The 23,160-nt window shown below is 39.8% G+C and carries 20 protein-coding genes and 1 pseudogene; 13 read left to right on the forward strand and 8 right to left on the reverse strand.

Going from position 1 to position 23,160, the window contains the following annotated elements; genetic code table 11:
- The first annotated feature begins 4 nt into the window (after nt 1-4).
- The 4 genes from FCS21_RS04135 to FCS21_RS04150 are packed head-to-tail and all read left to right on the forward strand — an operon-like array spanning nt 5 to nt 4,687.
- A complete protein-coding gene (locus FCS21_RS04135; RefSeq protein WP_138620722.1) occupies nt 5-1,066 on the forward strand; it encodes an acyl-CoA dehydrogenase family protein in 1,062 nt (353 codons plus the stop codon).
- A complete protein-coding gene (locus FCS21_RS04140; RefSeq protein ID WP_138620723.1) occupies nt 1,066-2,217 on the forward strand; it encodes an acetyl-CoA C-acetyltransferase in 1,152 nt (383 codons plus the stop codon). The genes FCS21_RS04135 and FCS21_RS04140 overlap by 1 nt, the downstream gene beginning before the upstream one ends.
- A gap of 26 nt (nt 2,218-2,243) precedes the next feature.
- Nucleotides 2,244-3,125: an SDR family oxidoreductase gene (locus FCS21_RS04145; RefSeq protein WP_138620724.1), complete on the forward strand. Its 882-nt coding sequence runs from the start codon at nt 2,244-2,246 to the stop codon at nt 3,123-3,125.
- On the forward strand, nt 3,125-4,687 hold the full coding sequence (locus tag FCS21_RS04150; protein WP_138620725.1) for an amidase: 1,563 nt from the start codon (nt 3,125-3,127) through the stop codon (nt 4,685-4,687). The genes FCS21_RS04145 and FCS21_RS04150 overlap by 1 nt, the downstream gene beginning before the upstream one ends.
- Nucleotides 4,688-4,818: 131 nt before the next feature.
- Here the strand turns inward: FCS21_RS04150 and FCS21_RS04155 are convergent, their stop codons facing one another.
- Nucleotides 4,819-5,718: a LysR family transcriptional regulator gene (locus tag FCS21_RS04155; RefSeq protein WP_138620726.1), complete on the reverse strand. Its 900-nt coding sequence runs from the start codon at nt 5,716-5,718 to the stop codon at nt 4,819-4,821.
- Between the two features lie 222 nt (nt 5,719-5,940).
- Here FCS21_RS04155 and FCS21_RS04160 point away from each other — a divergent pair.
- Nucleotides 5,941-6,603, forward strand: a pseudogene (locus FCS21_RS04160) (oxidoreductase); the annotation flags it as partial.
- A gap of 198 nt (nt 6,604-6,801) precedes the next feature.
- Here the strand turns inward: FCS21_RS04160 and FCS21_RS04165 are convergent.
- Entirely contained in the window at nt 6,802-7,782 is a 981-nt protein-coding gene (locus tag FCS21_RS04165; RefSeq protein ID WP_138620727.1) for a transposase, read from the reverse strand.
- Nucleotides 7,783-8,041: 259 nt separating this feature from the next.
- Between FCS21_RS04165 and FCS21_RS04170 the strand changes: the two genes are divergently transcribed.
- The 3 genes from FCS21_RS04170 to FCS21_RS04180 all read left to right on the forward strand — a co-directional run bounded on the left by FCS21_RS04170 (nt 8,042) and on the right by FCS21_RS04180 (nt 11,491).
- Nucleotides 8,042-8,827: an SDR family oxidoreductase gene (locus tag FCS21_RS04170; RefSeq protein WP_138620728.1), complete on the forward strand. Its 786-nt coding sequence runs from the start codon at nt 8,042-8,044 to the stop codon at nt 8,825-8,827.
- Nucleotides 8,828-8,941: 114 nt separating this feature from the next.
- The gene (locus tag FCS21_RS04175) at nt 8,942-9,403 is read left to right on the forward strand and encodes a MaoC family dehydratase (RefSeq protein ID WP_138620729.1); all 462 of its coding nucleotides are present in this window, start codon (nt 8,942-8,944) and stop codon (nt 9,401-9,403) included.
- A 672-nt stretch (nt 9,404-10,075) separates the two neighbouring features.
- Nucleotides 10,076-11,491 carry a YjiH family protein gene (locus tag FCS21_RS04180; protein WP_138620730.1) on the forward strand — a complete coding sequence of 472 codons (1,416 nt, stop codon included), beginning with the start codon at nt 10,076-10,078 and terminating at the stop codon, nt 11,489-11,491.
- A gap of 93 nt (nt 11,492-11,584) precedes the next feature.
- Here FCS21_RS04180 and FCS21_RS04185 read toward each other — a convergent pair whose 3' ends face one another.
- Nucleotides 11,585-12,181, reverse strand: a complete 597-nt coding sequence (locus FCS21_RS04185) for a phosphoribosyltransferase (RefSeq protein ID WP_246046993.1) — start codon at nt 12,179-12,181, stop codon at nt 11,585-11,587.
- A 130-nt stretch (nt 12,182-12,311) separates the two neighbouring features.
- Here FCS21_RS04185 and FCS21_RS04190 point away from each other — a divergent pair, with 130 nt between their 5' ends.
- Nucleotides 12,312-12,887, forward strand: a complete 576-nt coding sequence (locus tag FCS21_RS04190; RefSeq protein ID WP_138620731.1) for a phosphoribosyltransferase — start codon at nt 12,312-12,314, stop codon at nt 12,885-12,887.
- A gap of 156 nt (nt 12,888-13,043) precedes the next feature.
- Here FCS21_RS04190 and FCS21_RS04195 read toward each other — a convergent pair whose 3' ends face one another.
- Together FCS21_RS04195 and FCS21_RS04200 are read right to left on the reverse strand one after the other, a co-directional pair.
- The gene (locus FCS21_RS04195; protein WP_138620732.1) at nt 13,044-14,342 is read right to left on the reverse strand and encodes a nucleobase:cation symporter-2 family protein; all 1,299 of its coding nucleotides are present in this window, start codon (nt 14,340-14,342) and stop codon (nt 13,044-13,046) included.
- A 1,030-nt stretch (nt 14,343-15,372) separates the two neighbouring features.
- Complete coding sequence (locus tag FCS21_RS04200) at nt 15,373-16,368, reverse strand: catalase family peroxidase (protein WP_138620733.1); 996 nt, start codon at nt 16,366-16,368, stop codon at nt 15,373-15,375.
- Between the two features lie 431 nt (nt 16,369-16,799).
- On the opposite strand from FCS21_RS04200, the gene FCS21_RS04205 reads away from it, so the two are divergent.
- The 3 genes from FCS21_RS04205 to FCS21_RS04215 all read left to right on the forward strand — a co-directional run bounded on the left by FCS21_RS04205 (nt 16,800) and on the right by FCS21_RS04215 (nt 18,534).
- On the forward strand, nt 16,800-17,168 hold the full coding sequence (locus tag FCS21_RS04205) for a group I truncated hemoglobin (protein WP_138620734.1): 369 nt from the start codon (nt 16,800-16,802) through the stop codon (nt 17,166-17,168).
- Between the two features lie 168 nt (nt 17,169-17,336).
- Entirely contained in the window at nt 17,337-17,894 is a 558-nt protein-coding gene (locus FCS21_RS04210) for a GNAT family N-acetyltransferase (protein WP_138620735.1), read from the forward strand.
- Between the two features lie 25 nt (nt 17,895-17,919).
- Entirely contained in the window at nt 17,920-18,534 is a 615-nt protein-coding gene (locus FCS21_RS04215) for a LysE family translocator (protein ID WP_138620736.1), read from the forward strand.
- A 173-nt stretch (nt 18,535-18,707) separates the two neighbouring features.
- Here the strand turns inward: FCS21_RS04215 and alr are convergent, their stop codons facing one another.
- Entirely contained in the window at nt 18,708-19,826 is a 1,119-nt protein-coding gene (gene alr / locus FCS21_RS04220; protein ID WP_138620737.1) for an alanine racemase, read from the reverse strand.
- Between the two features lie 11 nt (nt 19,827-19,837).
- Complete coding sequence (locus FCS21_RS04225; RefSeq protein WP_138620738.1) at nt 19,838-21,094, reverse strand: D-amino acid dehydrogenase; 1,257 nt, start codon at nt 21,092-21,094, stop codon at nt 19,838-19,840.
- A gap of 721 nt (nt 21,095-21,815) precedes the next feature.
- On the opposite strand from FCS21_RS04225, the gene rnk reads away from it, so the two are divergent.
- Nucleotides 21,816-22,229, forward strand: a complete 414-nt coding sequence (rnk, locus tag FCS21_RS04230; protein WP_138620739.1) for a nucleoside diphosphate kinase regulator — start codon at nt 21,816-21,818, stop codon at nt 22,227-22,229.
- 138 nt (nt 22,230-22,367) lie between these two features.
- Here rnk and FCS21_RS04235 read toward each other — a convergent pair whose 3' ends face one another.
- On the reverse strand, nt 22,368-23,135 hold the full coding sequence (locus FCS21_RS04235) for an SDR family oxidoreductase (RefSeq protein ID WP_138620740.1): 768 nt from the start codon (nt 23,133-23,135) through the stop codon (nt 22,368-22,370).
- Nucleotides 23,136-23,160 lie beyond the last annotated feature (25 nt).

Below are 23,160 nucleotides of genomic sequence, written 5' to 3' on the forward strand. Positions count from 1 at the left end.
AATTATGGATTTTACTTTTACTGAAGATCAATTATTGTTTCGAGAAGCTATCAGCCGTTTCTTAATGACAGAAGCTGCCCCTGAAACATTACGTGAAATTTGGGAAACTGATGAAGGTCGTTCCCCTGAACTTAGAAACCAAATGGCGATGCAAGGCTTAACCGCATTATCAGTGCCAGAAGATAACGGTGGCCTAGGCATGGGCGATATAGCTTGGTCATTAATGACCCAAGAGCTTGGTTATTATGGTATTCCTGACTCGCTTGCCGATACCGCTTATGTAGGCGCAGGCTTGTTTTCTGCCCTTGATGATAACGTCGCAGGAAAAGGAGAGTACCTCACTCGAATTTGTGATGGTGAGTTGCGCCTAGCCATTGGCCATCAAAGCAGCCAACTGGTTAGTGATGCACACCTTGCTGAAATATTATTAATGCAACACGGTGATGAAGTACACCTAGTGCCGCGCGCTCAAATTGATGAGGTGACTAACCCCAGTATTGATTCATCGCGTCGCCTTTCACAAGTGACTTGGCAGCCAACAAGTGAAACTTGTATCGCAAGTGGTGAATCTGGGGCGGCACTGTGGAATCAAACATTAAACCGTGGCGCACTTTCTGTGGCGGGGCAATTACTTGGTTTGGCACAACGTATGTTAGATCTTAGCGTAGATTACAGCGTACAGCGTAAACAATTTGGTAAAGCAATTGGTAGTTTTCAGGCGGTGAAACATCATTTAGCTGATGTTGCTGGCAAAATTGAAATGGCTAAACCCGTTTTATATCGCGCAGCTTGTTCGCTGGAAAATAATCATCCGTTAACGGATATCCATGTTTCACAAGCACGTAACTTTTGTAATGAAGCGTCAGCCTTAGCCGCGCGTCATGCTATTCAGGTACATGGTGCTATGGGGTATACCTGGGAAGTAGATTTACAAATGTTTATGAAGCGTAGCTGGGCATTAAGTAATACTTGGGGCGATAATATTTTTCATCAAGCGCGTGTGCAAGACTATGTACTCAACTCTACTGTTGATCTAGCACCTGCTAGTACTTTTGAGGAAGCATAATGACTCAAGCTTATATTGTAGATGCATTACGTACACCCACAGGAAGACGCAAGGGCAGCTTAGCGCATGTTCATGCCATTGATCTTGGCGCTGCGGTGTTAAAGCCGTTAGTTGAGCGCAATAATATTCCAGCAGAAGATTATGATGATGTTATTTTTGGTTGCGTTGACACTATTGGTTCACAAGCAGGAAATATTGCCCGTACCAGCTGGTTAGCTGCAGGTTTACCGATGAATGTTCCAGGGACTACGGTTGATAGACAATGTGGCTCTTCACAACAAGCGGTTCATTTTGCTGCACAAGCGGTGATGAGTGGCACACAAGATGTCATTGCGGTGGGTGGTGTACAAACCATGACCCAAATACCTATTTCATCGGCGATGTTAGCCGGACAACCACTTGGTTTTAGCACACCTTTTGCCGAAAGTAAGTTATGGGACGCACGCTTTGGTGAGGCACCGGTTAATCAGTTTTATGCCGCGCAGCGCATTGCTGACCATTGGGACATTAGTCGCGCTGATATGGAAGCGTTTGCGCTGGAAAGTCATCGCCGTGCGTTAGCAGCAACAGCTGAAGGTCATTTTGACCGTGAAATAGTGCCGTGCGAAGGGTTAAGTCACGATGAAACACCTAGGGAAAGCAGTTTGGCTAAAATGGCGGAGTTAGAGCCAGTAGACCCCACTTATCCTAGTATTACTGCAGCGGTATCAAGCTCGGTATGCGATGCATCAGCGGCGATGTTAATTGTTTCAGAGCGTGCGCTGAAAAAATATAATTTAACGCCAAGAGCGAGAATTCATCATATTAGTGTGCTCGGCGATGATCCTATTTGGCACCTACGCGCACCTATTCCAGCCACCAAAGCAGCATTAGTTAAAGCTAACTTAACGCTTGATGATATTGATTTAGTTGAAATCAACGAAGCTTTTGCCTCGGTAGTCATGGCATGGTTAAAAGAAACGGGTTACAGCCATAAAAAAACCAATGTTAACGGTGGCGCTATAGCACTAGGTCATCCTTTAGGTGCAACAGGCGTAAGATTAATGACGGGTTTGTTGCATGAGCTTGAAAGAACAGGCGGCCGCTATGGCTTGCAAACAATGTGTGAAGGCGGTGGTTTAGCTAATGTCACCATCATTGAACGATTATAACTAAATATAAGGTAAGGAGAAAAGTTATGGCAATTTGCCAAGAACGTACCGTTATTATTACTGGTAGTGGTGGTGGTTTAGGTCGCGCTTATGCGCTCGCTTTTGCACAAGAAGGCGCTAATGTAGTCGTTAACGATATCCGATTAGATGCTGCACAAGCAGTGGTTGATGAAATTAATGCTGCTGGCGGCAAGGCGATTGCAAACAGTAGCGATATTACTAAAACGGCAACCGCACAGCAGATAGTCGACGATGCCATTGCTGCGTTTGGTGAAGTGCATGTACTGGTTAATAATGCTGGTGTACTACGTGATGGTATGTTCGTTAACTCGACTGAAGACGAATGGGATATGGTGATGCAGGTGCACCTTAAAGGTCATTTTTGTTTAGCTAATATTCTTAGTCGTCGCTGGCGTGATCAAGCTAAAGCAGGTAATCCTGTGGCGGCGCGTATTATTAACACTAGTTCGGGCGCAGGTTTACAGGGATCGGTAGGGCAATCTAACTATTCTGCCGCTAAAGGGGGCGTGGCAACGTTAACGTTAGTGCAAGCATCAGAGCTTGGCCGCTACGGTATCACTGCGAACGCACTTGCACCAGCGGCTCGAACTGCCATGACAGAATCAGCCATGCCAGATTTAGTGAAAAAGCCAACAGATGATAGTTTTGATGCCTGGTCACCAGAAAATGTTGCACCTTTGGTGGTGTGGCTTGGTAGTGAAGCCTCTGGAGACGTTACTGGCCAAGTGTTTGAAACACAAGGCGGTCGTATATCATTATGTGATGGCTGGCGCACTGGCCCAACTATAGATAAAGGCGCACGATTGGATGTTAACGAAATTGCTGATGTTATTGGACAATTAAATAAGCAAGCAATAGCACCACAAAAGGTTTGGGGAAGTAAATAATGACTGAGGTAAATTTAGAGAGAAGACGACTAATGCAGGCTTGTGGCGCGATAGGTAGTGTGTCTATGCTAGGTTTATCTTTAAATGGCCAAGCTGCCACTAAAACACCTGGCTTGCCATTGAGCGATTATGAAAACTGGGATATGTCTGCAATGGCGGGCATGTTGCGCGCTGGAGAAGTCAGTCCATTAGAATTAACTGATGCGGCAATTAGTCGTTTTGAAAAAAATGCCGATTTAAATGTTGTTGCGGTTAATCACTTTGATATGGCACGTGAATTTGCCAAAAATTTAAGTAAGTTAAGTATTAGTCAACGGGCTAAGCAAATGCAAAACACACCTTTATTGGGGGTGCCTTTTGCATTAAAAGATTTAGGTGTTGGTTTAGCTAACACTATTACCACTAATGGTTGCCAATTTTTTAAAGATAACCTTGTTGAACAAAACTCAACGCTAGTAAACCGCTATCAAGCCGCTGGTCTTAATATTATGGCCAAGCTTACCAGCCCAGAGTTTGGTCAAACACCTACAGGTGAGTCTACCTTACACGGCAATACGCTCAATCCTTGGGATAAACGCTACAGTAGTGGCGGTTCATCAGCGGGCTCGGCAGCTGCCGTAGCGGCGAGAATTTTACCCTCCGCTCATGCTAGTGATGGTGGTGGCTCTATTCGTATTCCTGCCTCACATTGCGGTTTATTTGGACTTAAACCAAGCCGTGGCAGGGTGGCTTCAGGGCCAACTAACCTAGAAAGCTCCATGGGATTATCGGTTCATCATGCGCTTACCCGAAGCGTGCGTGATTCAGCATTATTATTACAATTAACTCAAGGGGGGGAGCCTGGCTCTCGGGTAGCTTTACCTAATGCAGATATGGTCGCAGCATTAACGGCCAGGCCAAAGAAACTTAAAATTGCCTTAATGGACAATCATCCCTTTGGCTATCCAATAGAGCAAGACAGTAAAGATGCACTAAATAAAACGGTTAAGTTATTAACCGACTTAGGACATATTGTAGAATTGGCTCAACCGACACTACCACTTGAGCAAATGTTTAAAGGGATGGGAGTCGCTACTTCTAGCAGCATGCTTAATGCCGTGCAAGCGCGTGAATTAAAGCTCGGCCGTATGGCGCGAGAGGATGAGTTTGAATCACTTGTTTGGGGGCATCTACAAAATGCTAAAAAATTTACCGCACAACAGATGCTAAATGCACGAGCCGCATTTGACCAAGGTGGTCAAGCATATGCTCACTTCTTTAATGATTATGACTTAATTTTAACACCCGTTACAACGGGACCACCCCCTAAAATTGGTGAACTGACCTTAAACCAATCTTATGAGTCTTTTGTAAGGGTTGTGCTAAAGGCATCGCCATTATGTGCATTGTTCAACATGACAGGTCTACCAGCGATGTCGATGCCGCTGCATTGGAATAAAGACGGTTTACCTATCGGCGTGCAATTTGCTGGTGCTTATGGTGGTGAAGCCGGACTTATTGCTTTGGCGAGTCAGCTTGAGCAAGCCGCTCCTTGGGCAGATAAAAAACCTAAATTAAGTTAAGGTGCGTTGATACGACATTAAGGATCTGTTTATAGCAGATCCTCTTTTATTATTAAAAAAGATATTAAAAAAGACACCCACATTAGTATTCAAAAAGACATCCCACATTACCCCTACCACAAAAGAAAGCCTTATTTAGCAGAGCAAAAAATATCATCCATCAAGCTCAGTAACCATTGATGTAATGGGTTATTGTTCGATCGCTGATGCCAGGCAACAATAACATCGAATTTTGGTGGGTTTTGTTCAAGTTCAATCGTTACTAGTTTTGGATCAGGTAATAGTCTAGACGGTAAAAATGCAATGGTGTTAGTTGCTTCAATAATGCTAGATGCCGCAGAGAAGCTGGGTAGCGACATTAATACATTTCTTTTAACTCCTTTTTTTGCAAACCAAGATTCATGCGAGCCCTTTAAATTAGGCCTTGAAGGTGAAATAATAATTTGTGGCAGCTGTGCTATTTCGACTAAGCTATATTTTTTCCCTTGGTATATTGAGTGCTTACCCGTTACACAAACGTGATGATCTTCAAATAACCGCTTACTTGGGTAATTGTTAGGGATGAACTCAGGGAAGGTAAACACAAGGTCGAGTTCACCCGTCACCATCAGTTGGTGTAAATTATCTGACTCAAAATCCCTAATGATAATCTTTAAGTTGGGTGCTAAAGCATTTACTTGTGTTAATAGCATTGGCAAAATGGTGATAAGAGCATAGTCTGATGAGCTTATCTTTAACGTTCCTGAAAGCTCTGCTGGATTGAATTGTTCACCGGTTATTAAATTATTGATATCTGCCAGTATCTGGTTTACGCGATGCTCCATATTTTCTGCAATTTTTGTTGGAATGACACCATTACTGGTGCGTATAAACATTTCATCGTCAAAACAGTATCTAAGCTTTTTCAGTTGTTCACTGATCGCTTGTTGGGTTAAGCCCATAATATCAGCGACTTTCGACAAGTTTCTTTCTTGAAGTAATAACTGCAATACCCGTAGTTGTTTAATGTCTAGCCTATTGATACCAATAATCTTTGTATCCTTAACAAGTAAATGTTGTTTTTAATTGTATTGTGAAGAGCTTAGCATACATCCCTTAAGCTTATTCAATATTGCCAACTTATTTCAGGTTTTTTGTATATCTCATTCATTACTGTGAATAAAGATCGGCAAATGCTTGTCAATATTGGATTAAGCTGTCGTTTTATTCATCACCGCTACGATGAGATTAACTTTATTTTGGAGCAGTAACGCATGACATTTTCACCTTTATTTGAAACCACTAAGCTTGGCCCTTATACGCTTAAAAACCGCATTGTATTACCGCCATTAACCCGCTCTAGAAGCTCACAACCAGGTAATGTGCCTAATAAATTAATGGCTAACTATTACGCACAACGTGCTGGAGCAGGCTTTATGGTGACGGAAGGCACACAAATTGAACCTAGAGGGCAAGGTTATGCGTGGACGCCAGGCATTCACAGTGAAGAGCAAGTGCAAGGTTGGAAGCAAGTAACAAAAGCAGTACATGAACAAGACAGCATCATTTTTTGTCAGTTGTGGCATGTTGGCCGCGTTTCTCATACTTCGTTACAACCAAATCAAGCAGCACCAGTTAGCCCATCGGCAATTAAAGCTGACGCGGTTAAGGTGTTTATTGAAACAGCCCCTGAGCAAGGCGAATTGGCTGATCCAAGTGAGCCACGTGCGCTATCAACATCAGAAGTTGAAGCGCTAGTAAAAATGTATAAACAAGCAGCAATCAATGCGAAAGCAGCCGGTTTTGACGGTGTTGAATTACATTGCGCTAATGGTTACTTAGTGAATCAATTCATTTCTGAGCATACTAATGATAGAACTGATAAATATGGTGGTAGTTTAGAGAATCGTTTACGTTTTTTAAAAGAAATAACTCAAGAAAACTATTAAGCCACCCATGTTAACTATGAAGAACAACAAAACACTAATAACCTAATGTTGTTATCGTTAATCGACTCATTTATTTAACAGAGTAACGTTTTCACATTAATTATTATGTATTGTGATGCAAGCAGTGAATTTCAGGCAAGCTTATTCTGCTATACAAAGATAACTCTTGGGCATGTAGTTAAGGTGCTAAGCGCTATTCAAACAAGCTTGGGCATTCGCTATACCGTGTGTCCGTTTTAAACCCACGTGTCCACTAAATTCACACAAATGCTCCGCAGTACCAACCGCACCTGTGAATATACCTTCAAAATTAGTGGTAAGTTTTAGCCAACTCTCATCACTGATGTGAAGCCTTGAGAGTATCTTGGTTGTTTTAGCGCATATTGCACCTCGCTTGTCTTTTGTGAGCACTCGACCTGTTTCATCAACTAATGTTAAGTAATCTTTTAAATTAAAAGATATACCAGATGCTTTGTCTTGTTGTTCATTGCCAGTAAAAGGTAACAAGACGCTGGGTTGCTTGCCTTTTATGGCTGCTTTGATACGTAGTTGAATACTCGTGAAATCAGATTGTTCAGGAGTTGGGGCAATCCCCGAACGTACAGGGTTTAAATCTACATAGGCCATGCACGACAGTAATGCACCTTCATCCAATAAAGCTTGAGATTTAAAACGACCCTCCCAAAAGTGGCCCGTGCAGTTATCTTCTTTATTTGCCTGCCTAGCAATAGGCTCGTTTAACGCGCGCATAAACCAACTGATATCCATTAAGCGCTGCTTATAGGCCATTGCAAATTCTTTAACAGTGGCTAATTCAAACTGACTTAATGCCTGCTTTTGCAGGTATTTTCTGGTTAAGATGGTGCCTTTGAACAATTTGTGCCAACGGGTAATTACTACTTGTGTCGTCCAATTTTTTACTTGTTCAACGTCAACATGTAATACCAAATGCAAGTGATTATGCATTACAGCATGAGCACAAATATCAATGGAAAATACCTGAGATAATTGAAAAATACGTTTTTCAATCCAGCTGCGCCTGTGCTCATAACTCACACCGGTTTCTTTATCTACGCCACATAAAAAGGCTTTTCTAACGGTTCGGCTGCAAAGATGATAATAGGGGGTATCAGATAAACTAATTTGTTGTGAACGAGGCTTAGGCATAATAATCACTACACTTAAAAAGAGTCATATAAGTGTAGTTTATGGGAAGAAAGTTGAGAGAATTATTATGGGTGGCTCATTAAGTTTTTGGGAAGAAAGTTGAGAGAATTATTATGGGTGGCTCATTAAGTTTTATGGGTGGCTCATTAAGTTTCTCATTAAGTTTTTTAAGTTAGTCCACTTTGACGATGATTGCAGCTTAAGAATCGACTTATGCTATCGGATAAGCATTGTTAGCAAGTCATATTCGGAGAAAAAAATGACCACAGTACCTCAATACGTTGAAGGACATAACCTTTTACGCGGAAAATCTGTTTTAGTAACGGCTGCCGCTGGCGCCGGAATTGGCTTTTCTGCAGCACTGAGAGCGGCAGAGGAAGGTTGTCGTGCGCTGATGATATCTGATATTCATCCGCGCCGTTTGGAAGAAGCAGTTGCTAACATTAAAGAAAAAACTGGCCTAACAGAAGTCTTTGGTCAGCTTTGCGATGTTAGTCAAGAAGATCAGGTACAAACCTTGATCAGTGCGGCAGAGGAAAAACTTGCTGGTGTTGATGTGTTGATTAATAACGCAGGTCTTGGTGGGCAAACCTCTGTGGTTGATATGACCGATGAGCAGTGGAACCGCGTAATGGATATTACCCTAACCGGTACGTTCCGTATGACTCGCGCTATGCTGCCGTATATGCAAAAACGTAAAGCTGGCGTTATTATTAATAATGCTTCAGTACTGGGTTGGAGAGCGCAAAAAGAGCAAGCGCATTATGCTGCTGCTAAAGCCGGTGTCATGGCTTTTACCCGTTGTTCGGCGCTAGAAGCTGCGGAGCATGGTATTAGAATTAATGCTGTTTCACCTTCTATTGCATTACATGAATTCCTTAAAAAAGCCTCTAGTGAAGATGTACTCGATAAATTAACGTCGCAAGAAGCCTTTGGTCGCGCTGCAGAAGTGTGGGAAATTGCTAATGTGATGATGTTTCTTGCCAGTGATTATTCTTCTTACATGACGGGTGAAGTTGTTTCGGTCAGCTCTCAACGTGCTTAAGAGCGGTTATGAAAAATATAGTTGATTATTAAGTAGATAACTCATTCGAAAATAATTTTTAGAAGCAAGGGCTAGAGCCAAGTGGCCAACAAAAAGTGAGTAGGGGAGAGTAGCGTGGCGAATAAAACTTTTAGCAGTAAAGCACAATTACTTAAGGCGGCCGGTCAAGATCTTGGGGTAACCGACTGGATACCATTAGAGCAAAGTCGTATTGATATGTTTGCTGAAGCGACGGGCGATCATCAGTGGATTCATGTTGATCCCGTTAAGGCTGCAGCGGGTCCATTTGGTGGCTGTATTGCCCATGGTTATTTAACGTTATCACTGGTTAATTATTTTTTACCACAATTGGTTGATGTACAAAATATCAGTATGGGCGTTAATTACGGCTGCGACAAAATGCGTTTTCCAGGGGTAGTCAAAGCAGGAAGTGATATTCGAGGCCGAGCAGAAATAGTGAGTGTTGAAGCGATTAAAGAAAGCGTTCAGGTTGTTACCCGAGTGACTATTGAAGTGGCTGATCAACAAAGGCCTGCTTGCGTGGTTGATACCATTAGTCGTTATACTTTTGCGTAATACCATTAATCCGTATAACAAAGTGCTCTCTTAGCTAGAATTTAAAGGTTTAGAGGTAAGGCATTGATTGTAGAGAAGGGAGGCAGAAGAATGTGCCCCCTGCCTTTTCTAATAAGCTACCTCCGTGTAGCGTCCTTGTCAAAATCAATAACGATACATATCCATTACTCCTTCTGCCTATTGGTATGAACGGAGAATATTTATTTAGCAGTTTAAAGTACAGTGTTCCTTGTTTTTACAGGTATGGGAAAGTACCATAGCGCCAATGTGTCTATTTGTTACTTACTTTTGTTAACACAGGTGAGTATTGCACAACCAGACAGCCCAATTAGAACTGTAATACCAATTCTATTAAATTTATTCCCAACTCAGAGTTATATTAGTGAGCTTATAACAAGCAAAATTTGTTAAGTATAGTTATTCTATATTTCATCAATTCTGTGCTGTTATCAGTTTGCTAATAAGCTCCCAAGGGCCAGTTTAAAAGGCTTACAGGCGGCGTTATTGATTTTGATAAGGGAATAACCATTCTCTTCAATCAATGCCTTGCCTCTAAGCCTTTTAATTCTGGCTGAGTGGGAAATAACTTAATAGACTTGGTATAAAGTTAATAATAAACGTTACCACAAAAAGAGCACCTTGCTCTTTTTGTGGTTTTTATAGGTTAAAAATATGTCTCAGCTACCCACTTCGTCGCAGTATAATATGCGTACATGGCTTACCTTTTTAGTTCCATCGCTAATTGGTTTATTTTTATTTATGACGCCAGTCGCTATTGGTGACGGGATGACCATTCCCATTGCACTCATGGCTAAAGCAATTAAAGAGGGCGTTAGCTCGATGATGATTGAGTTACTGACATTCATTATTTGTTTAACGGCTGTGCTCTCGCTATTAGCTAAAGTTGTTAAACCTAGCTTTATTAAAAAATCTTTTATATTAAAACACTTATTTGATGTTAACTGGCTTTGGCTAGGTATTCGTTTAGTGGGTATGCTGTTTATTGTTTTAACATTTTTAAGCCAAGCGGAGATAGATATTAAACCGCTGTTGCCTGAGTTTTTATTACCGATATTAAATGCCATTACTTCCCCAGACACAGGTGGCTTGGTATTAAACGATTTATTGCCTATTTTGTTTTCAGTATTTATTTTAGCGGGTTTATTACTGCCGCTGTTATTAAATTTTGGCTTATTAGAACTAGTGGGTACCTTGTTTACTAAACTTATGCGGCCTTTATTTGGTGTACCGGGGCGCAGTGCGGTTGACTGTGCGGCGTCGTGGTTAGGTGATGGTAGCGTAGGTATTTTAATGACCGCACGCCAGTATGAAGAAAAACATTATACTGAGCGAGAAGCAGCCATCATTGGCACTACTTTTTCGGCGGTTTCGATTACCTTTAGCTTAGTGGTCATTGAACAAGTGGGCTTAGAAAGGTACTTTGCACCGTTTTATTTAACGGTGTGTTTAGCTGGTTTAGTCGCTGCGATTATTGTGCCGCGTTTGCCACCATTACGCTTCAAAAAAGATAGCTTTATAGATGGCACTAAACGCCCTGAACATGCTGAATCTGTACCAAGTGGCAAAACATTATTTGGTCATTCTTTAGATGTAGCATTAGCTAAAGCACATAGTTCTCCAGGGTTTAAAAGCACGTTAAAAGAAGGCTTACACAATGCTTTTGATATGGTGTTTGCAGTATTACCAGTGGTCATGGCAGTAGGTACATTTGCGTTAATAATTGCTACGTACACACCTATTTTTCAGTATTTAGGTATGCCGTTTATTCCTTTTTTAGAGTTGTTACAAATACCAGAGGCTGAGCTTGCCTCACAAACTATTATGGTTGGTTTTGCTGATATGTTTATTCCTTCAATATTAGCAGCAGGGACAATTGAAAGTGATTTAACTCGCTTTATTATTGCGGCAATGAGTGTCACGCAACTTATTTATATGTCAGAAGTGGGTGCACTTTTACTCGGTAGTAAAATACCGGTTAATATTGTTGAGTTGTTTATTATTTTTATTCTTAGAACGGTGATCACTTTACCGGTTATTGCGCTAATGGCGCACTGGTTAGTTGCTTAGCGAGTAAGTGATAAATATAAAAAAGCCCTGAAAATCAGGGCTTTTTTATTTCTGTAAGGTGTGCTTTTAGAAATAGTGGGATTAGCTTAGAGGCTATTCACTGGTAATAAATAACGCTGGATCAATTGATTGATAGGCAAATGATTTATGTTGTTTAATTTCAGCGAGTGATAAGCCTTGCAATTCATAAGGAAAAACAACCCAGTCATCGGTTTGATGGATAAAGTAGTCAGGACCTGTGTTCTCAGGTAATGACGCATTTTTCCACACCGTAGCTACACGAACGTCTGTTGGCATGTTTTTTCTTAGTCTTTTTTTCAGCTCGTTAATAGTGGCATTAACATTACTACCAGAGCGATACATATCATCAACAATAAGTAATTTATCATCAATATTTAGTTTATTCACTAAATAGGTAAGTCCATGTACACGAATAGGTTGTTGACTGTGCGCTTGCTCTTGGTAACGTTCAAAGCCAGCATAAGAAGTACGAATTGAAATATGGTCGGTTTGTACACCAAGCGTTTGTAAACACTCTTGTACATAAATACCCACAGAACTGCCACCGCGCCAAAGCCCAACGATAAACGTTGGTTTAAAGCCACTTTCCATTATTTGGGTTGCTAATTGAAAGGACTCTTCAATTAACGAGTCTTCATCTAAAAATTTTTTTTCAGGATATGTAGCCAAGAAATCACCAACTTAGTGTATTATATTGTATAATTTATCTAGCACTAAATTAGAACATAAAAGTTCTTTTGATTCAATATTTAGTCGCTTGATTTAATAGCTTGATTTTAATATTCGACTTGGGATTCACATGGCAGAAAAACTCTACTTAACAGCACAATCTTTATTAGAAGATTCTTATGAATTAGCACGTAAGGTGTTAGATAGTAACTTTAAACCGACTTTTATTGTCGCTATTTGGCGAGGTGGTGCACCTATTGGTATTGCTGTGCAAGAATTCTTAGCTGTACATGGTATTAAATCTGACCATATTGCCATTAGAACGTCTTCGTACGCAGCAAAAATAGATCAGCAACAAAAAGAAGTTAGAGTGCACAGTATTAATTACTTGGTTAATAATCTTCAATGCCACGATAAGCTATTATTGGTTGATGATGTCTTTGATACAGGGCGTTCAATTGACGCGATTATTAATGAGTTACAAAAACAAACTCGTCTTAATATGCCTGAAGATATCAGAATTGCAGTGCCTTATTACAAGCCGTCACGTAATGTAACTGACCGTGTACCAGACTATTACATTCATGAAACCAGTGCTTGGCTTAAATACCCACATTCGCTTGAAGGATTATCAGCGAGTGAAATAGCGGAACAACGTCCTCGTTTATATGAAATTATCAAAGATTTTTTACCTGCTGAAGAATAACGTTAGCGGCGGTGTATTACCTGCTCAATTATTTCATTAGTTATCGGATTAGTTAATCAAATAAGTATTAATAAAAAAGCCAATGCTATTACTAGCATTGGCTTTTTTTATTCTTTTATTTAGCGCTTATTTTGCACTGTTGTTATCGCTAAGCTGTTATTGCTCAGTGGCTTTTTCACGTCCAGGTAATAATAAGTTAAGAAACAACGCAATTAACGAGCCTGTGGTAATACCTGACGCTAAGATGACTTTTAAAAACTCAGGAAGATTAGTTAACAGTTCAGGGCGAACAGTAACTGCCATACCCGCACCAATACTAATCGCAATAATAAGACCATTACGTTTAGTGTGTTGTGTGGTTGAAAGAATATTAACACCAGCAGTAATAATCATCGCAAACATCAGTAAGCCAGCACCACCTAATACCGGTAATGGAATAATAACGATTAGTGCGCCTAATACGGGGAAAAGCCCCGCTAAAATGAGCATAACGCCAGTGATAGTGACGACATAACGACTAGCAACACCGGTTATACCAACAATACCGACGTTTTGCGAAAACGAAGAAAAAGGTGTAGTAGAAAAAACAGACGCTAACGCCGAACCAACGCCGTCTGCTAAAATACCGCGAGAGAGCTTCTTGCCGGTAAGTTTTGTTTTAGTCACGGTCGATAACGCAAAGAAGTCACCAGTAGATTCAATAATAGTCACTAGGTAAGCGATTGACATACCGATGATACCGCTGATCGGAAAGCTTAAACCAAAGTGTAACGGTGTTGGTAAAGCAACCCATGATGCTTGATGCACGGGAGCAAAATCAACTAAGCCCAATGCCGCACAAGCAGCAAAGCCAATGACCATACCCATCACTACAGCAGAGGCAGAAAAAATGCCTTTGCCAAATTGAGCAAAAGCAATCACGATAGCCAACACAGATAAACCAATTAATAAATTAGTTATTGAGGCGTAGCCTTCACTACCCACTTGTCCGCCCGCTATCCAGTCAACAGCAACAGGAATAAGCGATAAACCAACCAGGGTTACCACAGTACCGGTAACAATTGGCGGAAATAACTTACGAATGGTCGGCATAAAGAAACTACCGATAATCATCACTAAAGAAGCCACTAACGCAGAGCCTAAAATACCCGCGACGCCATGTTCAAAGCCAATAGCAATGGATACACCAACAAAAGTAAAACTTGTGCCCATTACTACGGGTAATTTAATACCAACAGGACCAACGCCACGACATTGAATAATAGTAACAACACCAGAGACTAACATAGCAGCATTAACTAACACCACCATATCTTCAGTTGAAAGACCGAGCACACCACCTACCACTAAAGGCACAGCAATAATTGCGCCTAAAGCCGCTAATAAATGTTGCGCGGCCAGTAAAATAGAGGTGCCAACAGGTGGCTTATCTTCCACTTTATACAATAATTCCATAGAACTTTACCTAACTTAATATTATCTTTTGAGTTGTCTTTTGAGCTAGCTACTGACCGGATGAACCGTGTCTTTAACTAGCTCGGTGTCACGGTATAATTAAAATAGCTCCGCCGGATGTACCGTGCAGAGCTATTAAAATTTAATGTCGATATTTTACCAAGCATGGTATTTGCTTAGCTACTTGGTAATGACGACGGATAAAAAAGTAAGTACCGTGTAACTTTACTTCTCTTTTTACTCACCTAAAGAGGTGAAGTAAAATCAGTTGCCCTGTCAAGATCGTGCCGTTTATCTTGAGGTGTAAAATAGGGTTATGTGTATATTTATATTATGAGGAACAATAACTTACAGGGTGGGTAAAGTGCCGTTTTGCCATTAATAGTTATTATTTTAAGCTAAATATCATTGATATGATCCGTTATAGCAAAAAAACAGGTCGACTATAGTCTAGACATTATGAGTAAGTCTATATTTGTCTCTGGCTTTAATTCCACATTATGGTTACTCACTGACTCAGCAATATAAGCGATATAGGTTAGCTTGTTATTGCTTCACTTTTTAACGTATAAAGCCACTATCATGTGGAAAATTATGCCTAACCACACAGTGTAAACCAAGTTAAGTGTTCTGAGAAAGCGGCATAATACAAAGTTAATGTAGACTGTTCAAACTTAATTTTAGCGTATAAGCGTTTTGATATTTACAGCAATAGTAAAACGTCTCAATAATCAGGCGTAAATCATGTAAAGAACACACGACCAATATTTGTTAATGAATATATTATTCAGTGGTTTATAAAACTATCAAAGGTTTATTAGCGCTAAAAACAATAACAAGTGTTCTATTCTCAGAGGGTATATCGATAAGTGGTTATAAGCGTAAACTTAAGTTTAAGTGATTGCAGAGCTCACTATGACGAGTAATAAGATTACCTTTTATATGTTTGAATTAATGAACATAGCTTAGGCCCAGGCTATGCTCATTAATATATAAGTAATGTTCTAGAATAAACTGACTAGTTAAGCACTTATTGGCCGCTTAATCTTTTGCCAAAAGAAATAGCATAGGCTTGAGAACGCATTTTTAATACCGGGTCAGCGCTTGGTGTAAAACCAGCGGATATTACATTAGGGTCAAAGTTAATGTTTTTACAGGCCTCGCCGCCACTGGTTTTAATAGTTACTTTGCCAAGTGCTACTTGAGGACGTTCACTTGGCCACTGCTGTGATGGGTCAATATCGCTGTCTTGGGCTTCACCTAAGCTTGCCATAATAGTAAAACTAATCGTTTCATTTTTAAGCTGTTTAGCAAAAGTATCAACTAGAAACTCAGTTGGCATCTTATCCGCCTCAGACTTTTCTAGTGTTTTCACACCTAAGCTTGGCTCAATATGCCAACGAAATTTAGTTTTCTGTCCATTGGTTTGCTCAAAGTAAAAGGTGTGTAAGCCAAAAAACTCAGTGTTAGCAAATGATGCGGCTGTTTTAGCTGTTTTATTCCATAGAGCATTCGCTTGGACACTTGGGTGCTGTTTGATATAGGCCATCGTTTTAGCAGGATCAGATTTTCCATTTTCATCAGGAATTAATGTCGATAAAAAGCCATAGAAAGTTTCTGGATCCTTACCTGCAAATACCGGGAAATTGTTACCCGTAAAAGTATGTAAAGAGCCATTAGGTAACTGAATTTGCATGCCCATACCACGAGCACCAGGCGACTTTTCATCGCTATTAGGGTTAGAGCCACCTACAGAAAAACGCATAGTTACCGGCAATTCCCCGTTTGACAGCAGCTGTGAACCGGTGAAATACTTGCTGGGCGCTGGCAAAAAAGTACCAGAGGCACACAAGCCTTTAGCGTGTGCCTTTCGATAGCCAGGATGTTGCCCACCAAGCTTGCCAAACAGTTCAATAAAATCATTTGCTTGAATAGTTTTGTCATTAGCTACTGCATTCGACGTTGTAGCAGCACCTACAATGAGTAAAAATGTGGTGATAGATGAGGTGATTAGGTTATGCTTCATTGGTATTTTTTAACCTTATTGATAAATATGTAACTTATTAACTATTAATAGAAAACTATACGAAACTCTTTAGATCTAAGATCATAATATTATCTGCAATATCAGTAAAAAGGATAATAAATAGTAGCACTTAGGTTTAATCGCTTTAATAGGTTTAATGCTTGTTGCTAAGCATGATAGCTTAAATAATGATAGCTTATACCTGTTAACTCGAGGTAGAAAAAAGTTGAGAGGCCTAATATGTTAGATCTGTCGAATTATCGCCGTTTACTGTAATCTTTATTATAGTTAAGAGTAATTCTCACACGTAACCTGCACCCTTCATTGTGAGTAACGGCTAAATTGTATTAAGGGTTAGCTCAATTAAAAAATTAATTGAACAAGTTAAATGAAAAAATAGGATTAATAACTAACGATAAATAGGAAGTATTATGACCAAGCCTTTATTTGAACGTTTAGGTGGTGAAGTTGCAGTGAATGCTGCAGTTGATATCTTTTACCGTAAGGTATTAACGGATAAGTCTATAGCGCCTTTTTTCAATACTGTTAATATGAACAATCAAATGGCCAAGCAAAAAAGATTTTTAACCATGGCATTTGGTGGACCTAACAACTATTCAGGTAACGATATGCGCAAAGTCCATGCCCCCTTGATCGCTAAAGGTTTAAATGAGTCACACTTTATTGCCGTGGTAGATCATTTAGTGGCCACATTACAAGAGTTAGATGTCGAACAAGCGTTAATTGACGAAGTCATGGTAATTGTTGCTAGCACCCACGATGACGTATTAGGTTTATAAGTCGTAGTGACTGCTACTGTCGCTCAAAATTAGCTTAGATTGACTTAATGATGGTCTCGCTTTACTTTAGAGCCCATTTAATTTTAAAATATTGAATTTATTTAATTAGGCATTAACCATTACCTCGAGATTAACAGCTGTTTTCTTAGCAGGTATTAAATACTATATATGTGCATAAAATTCATTCCGCTTACGCAAGATGACGTTAACTATTCCAATGTAATCGATCTCTACAAGGAAGCTTTTACTACCGTTAGACGAGTCCCCTCATGGCTGCTTCGCTACAAGATGCGCAAAGGTAAACCTGGTTTTAGTGTGTTGTATGAACATGATACTTGGATTGGCTTACTTTATGTTACTGAGCACAAAGATATTGTGTTCGTGCATTTTTTTGCGATAGCTCAATGTAGTCGTTCATTAGGCTATGGTAGTAAAGTCATTGATGCAATGAAAGCAAAATATGTCGACAAGCGAATAGTCCTCAATATTGAAGAACTTGAAGAAAAGCAAAAAAACTATCAACAAAGAATTAAGCGAAAAGCGTTTTATGTAAAGAATGGTTTTAGTACTTCTGGCTATGTGGTTAAAGAGCCTCAAGAACGACTTGAGATATTAATATTGGGTGGCGATATCAGTAAACAAGAAATAGAAGCACTGTATAAAAACTTTTTTAGTGGGCTGCTTGGTTTTCTTTATCGGCCTGCAATCATAAAAATAGCGTTATAGTTTTCAATCAAAGAGTAGAATCTGTATGTCTTTAGAGTTGTGGTTATCGTTAGTTGTTATTTGTATTTTAGGGGCTTTATCGCCAGGACCTTCATTAGCGCTTGTGGTGCGTAACACCATCATAGGTGGTCAAAAACCCGGGTTAGCCACCGCTATTAGTCATGGTTTTGGCGTCGGTTTATATGCTGCTATTGCCGTAACAGGTATTGGTCTTGTTATTGTGCAGTCACCGGTTATTTTTCAATTTATTCAGTATACAGGTGCCGCTTTTTTACTTTATTTAGCGTTTAATGCGCTTAAAAGTAATGGCAGTAACATTGATCTTGATGTCAAAGAAAAACACAGTAATAAGCCAATAAATGGCTGGCGTGATGGTTTTTTATTAGCCTTCCTCAACCCTAAATTAGCGATATTCTTTTTAGCCTTGTTCAGTCAATTTGTCGATGTTAATGCGAGTATAACTCACAAGTTAATCATGATTTTGACCGTTGGAGTACTTGATACGCTATGGTATTGTCTGGTGGTTTTTGGCTTATCTAGAGGTACGGTACTGGCTAAACTAAAAGCTAATAGCAGTATGGTTGATAAGATTACTGGCGTGGTATTAATATTACTGGCAGTTCGGGTGGTTGTTAATTAACCGATTTGGTGTTGGTAGTTTGTGATAATAAACACGATAAACAAGTTATAACTCACGCTAAATAAAGGCTTCATTGGTAGTAAATACTTACTACCAATGAAGCTATGATTAGAGTAATCTCATTAATTACCTGATTATTTCTACGGGTTAACATAGATTACTGAATGAACAAATTAGGTTATATAACGCCGGCTAACACGACGTGTTAGCCCGCAAAATAAGGTATAAGAAATCGTTTCACAGCACTTAGCAATTTTACTAGCTAAAATGTTATCTCCCCAAAGTTCTACCTCAAAACCAATGCAATCTTCTTGCGTAAACATTGATAAATCAACCATCATCATGTCCATAGAAACCCGACCTAATACGCGACTTTGTTTACCATTGATATATACCGGCGTACCGTTAGGGGCATGTCTAGGGTAACCATCAGCATAACCAATAGAAACAGTACCTATTTTAGTGGTTTTTTCCGCCGTCCATAAGGCGTTATAACCGACACTGTCGTTTTTGTTAATGACCCGTTGTGAGATGACTTTTGCCGTAAAGGTCATCGCAGGGATTAAGGGTTGTGCTAACACTTCATCATCAATAGGGCAGGCGCCATAAAGAATAATACCCGGGCGTACCCATTGCTCTCTACTCGTGAGCTCTTGGGTTAACTTTTCTGTTAGGGTTTTAGTTAGCGCTTTAGTTAAAACAGCAGGTGAGTTAGCAATACTAATATCGCCAGGTAAATTATTAATAGTCTCTATAAATAATACTGTTTGCTGTGCCGTGAATGATGAATTTATATCATCTGCAGATGAAAAGTGACTCATATGAACAATGTTATTTACTTGACTCATTTCGGTTAATTGATGCCAAGCCTTAGCATACTCATCAGGTAAAAAGCCTAATCGGTGCATACCTGAATCCATTTTTAACCAGACATTAATTGGCTGAGTTAGTCTTGCCTGTTGTAGTGCTTCTAGTTGCCATTGGCTATGTATTACACACCATAGATTGTTTTCACTGATGTAAGTTAACTCATCGGCAGTAAAAAAACCTTCTAGTAATAAAATAGGCGCTTGAATATCCGCATCACGCAACTCTTTTGCTTCTTCAATACAAGCAACACCAAAGGCATCTGCCACATCGGTTAATGCCTTTGCCACCTCGATAGCACCATGGCCATAGGCATTCGCCTTAACTGTTGCAATTGCTTTAGCGGGCGCAGCAAGAGATTTAGCGTATAAGTAATTTTTTTTAATGGCGGTTAATTTAATAACGGCTGTTGCTGTTCTAGCCATATATTCCTCGACTATGCGTAGCGTGCAATTGATAAGCCAGAGCCATCAATATCAGGTGTTTTACTACTAATAATATCACTCACATATTTCGCTGATCCTAACGACATAGTCCAACCTAGTGTACCGTGACCGGTATTGAGAAATAAATTATCAATCTTTGTTTTACCTAAAATAGGTGTACCGTCAGGTGTCATTGGTCTTAACCCCGTCCAAAATTCAGCCTTGGCTAAATCACCTGCGTAAGGGAATAAGTCGGCAATAGAGAACTCTATATTTTTACGACGTTTCTCTAATAAGGCCAGGTTATAAGCCGTAATTTCTGCTGTACCACCTACTCTTATGCGATCCCCTAAGCGGGTAATAGCAACTTTGTAGGTTTCATCCATTACCGTTGACTGTGGTGCGGCAGAATAGTCTTCTATTGGTAAAGTCAGTGAATAGCCTTTAATAGGATAAACAGGCACTTTGATGCCAATATCACCAAGCATATGCGTAGAGTACGATCCTAAAGCCATTAAATAAGCATCAGCAGTGAACTCACCTTTACTGGTTGAAACACTGGTTATGTCGTTACCTTGTTTAGTTAACTTATCGATACTGGTGTCCATAATAAAGGTAACGCCAAGTTTTTCACACGCTTTTGCTAATTCAGTAACAAATTTGTGACAATCACCCGTCTCATCATTGGGCAAATGAATACCACCAACAATTTTATCAATGCTATGGTGCAGTGCTGGCTCATAGGTCAAACAATCCTCAGCGGTAAGTACTTTATGGTCAACGCCACACTCGGTTAATACTTGAATATCTTTTTTAGCACTGTGTACTTGACCCTGAGTACGAAATACTTGCAAGGTGCCTAAGGTTCTATGATCATATTCAATATTAATTTCTTGTCTAAGTGCTTTTAAGCAGTCGCGGCTATATTCTGCGACTCTCATCATTCTCGATTTATTAAGGTGGTAGTCTTTGGTATTGCAGTTTGCCACCAGCTTAGTCATCCAAACTAATGTTTCAGTATCTATATCCTTAACATTAATTTTTAACGGTGCTAGCTCTTGCATTAACCACTTCATCGCTTTTACCGGAATACCTGGAGCTGCCCAAGGAGCAGAGTATCCTGGCGATATTTGCCCTGCGTTGGCAAAGCTGGTTTCATTGGCAACACTAGGTTGTCTATCAATCACAGTCACTTCATGACCCGCTTTAGCTAAATACCACGCGCTTGTTACACCTATTACACCAGAGCCTAAGACTAAAACCTTCATTTCTCACCCCAAAAACAACGCTAAATTTAAAGCGCTATAGTAGTTTATATTCACAATAATTAATGATGCTATTTCAGCGATATTTCAGAATAAAAAACTAATATTAAACAAAAGTTAGCGTTTTAATCTAAATGGCTGCATGGTCTAACCAGTTTGTAGAAGTACTCGACTAAACAAGCCTTTTTTAGTCTATCCGGCTCAAGTTGTTATTTTAGAATGCGCGGTGCTTAAAACATAGTAAATATTTAGGTGTTCTTTACTCAAATGTTATTATCAACGTCAACCGACGTTATTTAGCAAGTGACTTTGTATGACAATTCATCGATTTTATCGGACTAAAGTATTTAATACTTGCCTTTTTAGTCTGGCTATCTTATATCTATTACTTTAGATGAATGATTGATATTTTATAGACTCTTATTTTGTGGTGTGAGTTGTTGTAGGAGAAAAACTAAAAATATCTGATTTCATTTTTATTATACCCAGCATAGTAAACTTTCACTTTAAAAAATAACCATATAACAGCATAAAATGTAGTAAACATAGGTTAACTATGGTTGCTGCATTTTTTGTTTTTAAGTACGTTATAACATGTTAAGTGAGCGGTTAATTGAACTATTTGGTATAAAATGTGGTGTTGATCTTACCTATTCAGTTGGTGATTTTTCTGGCTGAAAAGAAAGGTTAGCACGAGAGATTTATTATTATATTGAGAATTCAAATGAACAAAAAACCTGAAATAATTATTTCATCATTAGATTCAGATAGGCTCTATGCCTTAATAGAGGCATTACCAGCGAATAGTTTGCCGGGGATAAGCGCGCTTGAAGAAGAACTTGACCGCGCCAAGATAGTCGATTCTAAAGATATTCCACCTACTATAGTAACAATGAACTCAACGGTAAAATTTTCTGTTGAATCATCTAAAGAAGAGTCAGAGTTAACGCTTGTTTATCCAAAAGATATGGATTCGAACAGCAATAAAATTTCAATTTTAGCGCCAGTGGGAAGTGCCTTACTTGGGCTTTCTCAAGGCGATGAAATTGAGTGGCCAAAGCCAGGTGGCGGTCTAATCAAAGTGACTATTAAAGAAGTAACCTATCAGCCTGAAAGAGCTGGCGAGTTTCATCGATAGTATTTAGCACAAATACTTACCACACCAGTGACGTTTGAATAACTCAGGTGGATAAACTAAAAAACCGATTGTTATAGCTAACAATCGGTTTTTTTATTAATTATCAATGATTATTTCTAATCAACAACCATAAGAATATTAAAAGCTACCATTACGCATCATTGCATCCATACCACCATCTACATAAATAATACTGCCGTGGACGAAAGCGGCTTGCGGTGATTGTAAAAAGCTTACCGCATCGGCAATTTCACTGGGCTGACCGTTACGTCCGATAGGGGCAATAAAATTACGTACCGCCTCACCAAAGCGAGGATCATTTTTAGATGCCTCGTGTAGTGGTGTTTCAACCGCACCTGGAGCGACGATATTAAGACGGATACCCGTGCTACCTGTTTTAACCGCTAAGCGGCGACAATGTACCGTGAGTGCATATTTAGAAGCAGCATAAGCGATGTGTGGTTGACCCAACTCATCAGCTAGAGCGCGAGCGGCTTGCTCATCATTACTAAGCATGAGATCAATCATTGGGTGTGGATCTGCAGCTTGTTGACTTGCGGCAACTGAACCGATAATGGTAATAGCGGGTTTTGTGCCTTTTTTAAGGGCAGGGCTAAGCAATTCAATGAGTTCAGTAGAACCAAAATAATTAACGGAAACCACTAAACTACTGCTCGGCGCTGTAACACCAAGCCCAGCACAACACACTAAACCATCAAGTTTACCCTGTGCTAGCGCAATCACTTGCTCTGCAGCGTTAGCACGACCTTCACTAGATGATAAGTCGGCAATAACTTCTGCCTGATGGCGGTCTATGCCAATAACGGTGTGCCCTGCTGCGCGTAATTGTTGACAAACGGCCGCGCCGATACCTGATGCTGAACCTGTAACTGCAGTGACTGACATAATAAACTCCTAGGTTTTATTCACT

Source organism: Colwellia ponticola (assembly GCF_005885605.1).
GTDB lineage: Bacteria > Pseudomonadota > Gammaproteobacteria > Enterobacterales > Alteromonadaceae > Colwellia > Colwellia ponticola.